The following is a 3,886-nucleotide window of genomic DNA, read 5'->3' as shown; positions in this document are numbered from 1 at the left end:
CACCACGACGGCGCGGAGGTCGCGGACTAGCGTCAGGGCGGCGTGGTAGTTGCGCTTGCTCCAGTCCTGTTCGAGGTCGCCGATGTGCGAGATCGTGATCTGCTCGCGGGCGCGAACGCCCAGCAGCGTCTCGAGCATGGCCGACTTCCGCAAGGTGTCCGACTTGGGCGTGCTGTTGACGATGAAGAGCTTGTGGGCCGGCACGCGGCCGGCTTCGAGTGGCTGGATGTCGAACCGGCCGGCCTCATGGATCGGCCGGCCGTGGCCGATTGGCTCCGTCTGGCCGATGTAGCAGCGCAACGCGACCTGGAGGAAGCGGTGGTCCGCGTCGTTCGAGCGAAGGACCTCGTGGCCGTCGAAGAGGTTGCGAAGGAGCGCGCCGATGGCGGCGTCGAATCGCGGCCCGACACCGCCGACGACGACGATGTCCTGTTCCTCCAGCGATCCGAGCGCCTCGTCCATCGCGAGTGTCGGCACCTCGCCGTCCGGGGCCGCGCTCGTGTCGTCGCCGGGCAGCGCGATGAAGGCGGTGGGCCCGGGACGGGCGACCGACGCGAACACCTCGCTCCGCAGCCACTGCTTCAGCGCCGCGCGGCACTCCGCGTCGCCCAGAACGAAGATTCTCACCGCCATGTCCTTCCCCCCGAAGCAAGGTGTTTGAACGACATCCAAACACAGCGCACGGGTTCTCTGCTCGAATCCGATGGCAGCGGCGGGTGCGTGTTGGATCGAACGAACAGCCCGAAGCGTGGTCTGCTCGGGGCGGTGACACTCGTAGTGGACCGGGATGCCATCCGGCGCTCAGTGGGGCTGCAGACCGATGGCTTGCACACGTTGCGCACGTCGAGACTGTGGTCGTTTACGGTCTCCGACGGGGCGGTGAGGCACCATCGCCCAGCGCGGCGCCCACTTTGTGAAACCCAAATTAGGGCGCGCCCGTCAAGGTGGTCGAGTTGTTGCCGGTTGCCATGGCTGGCCGCACAGCTACCAGCAGGTCAGGCCAAGTGAATCGCCTTCAAACCTAGCCGTCACGAACTTCGGCTGATGGCCGCATTCTGCCGGAGAGCCGGCCGGGGCCAGTACGTCCGGGCGGCCGACGACTTCAGGCGTCGGTCTGCCCCGGCTGCAAGAGCTATCCCATATGTCTTGGTGTCCCAAGGGCTAACACCCCATATCATCGCCTTCGCTTCGGCCTCGGCTCCGTGCACTGGCGGGGCCGGTGGCCGATTGCGCGCAGACCAGTGAAGACAACTCTTGTTCGACTGTCGACCGACGTGAGCGCGGTGACGACAACGACGACCTCTTCGAGGCGCTCGTCTTGATGGAAAAGGATTGGACCTCTATGACTCAAATGCGGACCGGGCAGGAAGCATCTTGCAGCGGCACTGCGGCCACGCATCGCCCCGCCGGCATCGGGCCTGCAGTATTGGAGCATGAGTGGAGGCGAGGCTATCGCCGAATGTGGTCAGCGAGTGCAGCAAGCGAGTTGCACCACGTGAGCACTGAGGTGAACGTTCGCGATACACACCAATGAGCCAACTTTCATGGACCGACCTCTTCACGGATGCGTCTCACCTGGACTTTAAGCGCTTGCTTGCCCTGTGGCCCAAGACCGTCTCTGGTTCCGTTGTCCCCATCGGCGCTTCGGCGTTTGGAGACCTCTTCTTTCAGAGGCCACTTGGCAATGTCGAGAAATTGGACGTCTTGGTGGGTGGTGTTCACCATGCTGCCTCTAGTTTCGACGAATTCAAGAGTCTGATGAATTCCAGGTACTGGCGGGATGTGAACTTGCTTACCGGTGGCGTTCGTTTGGCGCAAAGCAAAGGGCTCCCGAGGAAGCCGTCTCAGTTTTTCGGCTTTGCCGCGCATCCATCGTCTTCGGGCAGGATCAAGTGGGCTTTGGCGACACCAATGGACGCCGTCGATTGGCACGCTGTCTGCGCGAAGTCCCTTGACGGCTCACCCCGGTAAGTGCGCGACTGGGCCAAAAGCAGAGACTGAGTGGGCGCGGATGTCCGTTGTTGGCCGTTCTGAGCCATTGGGCCAACCTCCTTCAAAACGGGCCGATATGCATGCTGTCGAGCTCCGCACGCGCCTCGGGCGCCACGTGCTGAATGAGCTCCAGCATGTCCGCAGTGGAGACGGCGAACTGCTGCTGGCTCATTTCTTCCCTGCCAGTGCGGAGATGGCAGCCGACGCGGCTGGGTTGCCATTGATGAAGCGGGAGAGACGCACAGCGCGCTCGGCGTCCGTGAGGGCCTTGCCTGCGCCTGGCGCATCGGGATCGTTCTCTGCACCGTCAAGGCCGAATGCCTGGCGCTCAAGGCCAATTGCCCATGTCCTTCATGGTCTTGGCGCGGCCGGGGAGGCTGATGATCTTGCGGTAGAGATCGTTGAGCTTGTCCCGCCCGTTGAGGTCCGGTCGGCGCGGCAATTCGCCCGGTTCATCCAGCAGCAGCGCGTTCTCGATCTCAAGGCCAACTTGCTGCTCTAACTCGKTCCTCAGGCGCCGGCATCAGGACAGAGCATCTGAGGCGGATACGCGGTGGGTGAGATGTCAGAAATCGCTGCGGCGTTGACCTCGAGGACTTGTCGCTCTGTCGCCTTGGTTTGCGCGCTAACTTCGGCGCTAACCATCGCTGCGTTACCCTTGGCGTCAGCCTCGGCTTGAGGTCACCCTAGCCATCACGCAGCCATCACGGATGGCACGCTTGATGATCGCGGCGTCGCTGGCCCCCCAGCTTGATGGCGTTTGTGGTTCGTGCCATGGATATCCTTCGGCCGTCAGACGGGGGTGCTGAAGCAGGGTGTTCGCAGGTGGCTTTCGCTCACCAGGTTGCGTAAGGAACTCGAWGCCCTCGGGGGCAACACACTTGTGACTAAAACGTCATTGAATGAGTTGATCATGACGACCCGTCGCCGCTCAGAACGACCCAGACGGTGCGCACGAGAATCTTTGCGTCAAGTCGCAGTGACCAGTCCGCTGCGTATTGGGCGTCAAGAGCAACGCGATCAGCATAGGGAAGGCGATTGCGGCCGCTGACCTGCCACAGGCCGGTGATGCCGGGTCGCATGTGGCAGTAGTGGGCCCAATTTTGACCGTAGAGGCTGCGCTGGCGGAGCATGCAAGGACGAGGACCCACGAGACTCATGTCTCCCTTCAACACGTTGAAGAACTGCGGCAGCTCGTCGAGGCTCAGCCTTCGGATCACCCGCCCGACGCGCGTGATGCGTGGATCGTTTTCGAGTTTCTGGAATTCATCCCATCGGGTGCGCGCCGCGGCGTCACGCTCCAGATGGCGCTCAAGAACTTTGTCCGCCCCCTTCACCATCGAGCGGAACTTGTAGCAGCGAAAGGGGCGGCCGTCCTGGCCCAGGCGGGTCTGCCAATAGTGCACTGGCCTGCCCATTCCGATGAGCACAACTGTGGCAACAAACAAGTAAAGTGGGCCAAGGAGCACGAAGAAGACCAACGCTCCCCCAATGTCCACCGAGCGTTTGAGTGCTCGCTGAGAGGCTGTGAGACAGCATGGTTCCGGGAAAGCTTCAGGGAGAGGACCGACCGGGTACGACCGGCTTCGCTTGCGCGGCGCGTCGGGACGGGCAGAGTCCATGATTGGCTTCCGAAGCGGTTGGAAAGAGAGCGCGAAAATCCCTGACATAGGTGAAATGGTCTCGTAGGCGTCGTGCTCGGCATCAGCGGCCGGGGCCCGGCCCACCACCGCCGGGGCCACCACCACCGCCGGGGCCACCACCGCCACCGGGRCCRCCGCCACCGCCGGGGCCACYACCGCCACCGGGACCRCCGCCACCGCCGGGGCCACYACCGCCACCGGGGCCACYACCGCCACCGGGGCCACCGCCACCGCCGGGGCCACTACCGCCA

3 protein-coding genes are annotated in these 3,886 nt (G+C 63.6%); all 3 read right to left on the bottom strand.

Annotated elements, in window-relative coordinates; genetic code table 11:
* The coding region (locus AC1DY5_RS45845; RefSeq protein ID WP_478121033.1) for a hypothetical protein at positions 1–627 on the bottom strand (627 nt) is incomplete at its 3' end.
* Positions 628–1,542: 915 nt separating this feature from the next.
* Positions 1,543–1,869, bottom strand: coding sequence for a hypothetical protein (locus tag AC1DY5_RS45840; protein WP_478121032.1), 327 nt, complete (start codon positions 1,867–1,869; stop codon positions 1,543–1,545).
* Between the two features lie 1,034 nt (positions 1,870–2,903).
* The gene (locus AC1DY5_RS45835) at positions 2,904–3,614 is read right to left on the bottom strand and encodes a sugar transferase (protein WP_478121034.1); all 711 of its coding nucleotides are present in this window, start codon (positions 3,612–3,614) and stop codon (positions 2,904–2,906) included.
* Between the last annotated feature and the right edge of the window lie 272 nt (positions 3,615–3,886).

Source organism: Variovorax sp. P4_D9 (assembly GCF_056401695.1).
Note: the sequence above shows the minus strand (reverse complement) of the source record. Positions and strands in the feature narration are given on the sequence as shown.

What these genes read in the sequence shown, in the direction of transcription:
- AC1DY5_RS45840 (WP_478121032.1), bottom strand. Translation starts at nt 1,869, where the DNA reads ATGCGCGGCAAAGCCGAAAAACTGAGACGGCTTCCTCGGGAGCCCTTT.
- AC1DY5_RS45835 (WP_478121034.1), bottom strand. Translation starts at nt 3,614, where the DNA reads ATGGACTCTGCCCGTCCCGACGCGCCGCGCAAGCGAAGCCGGTCGTAC.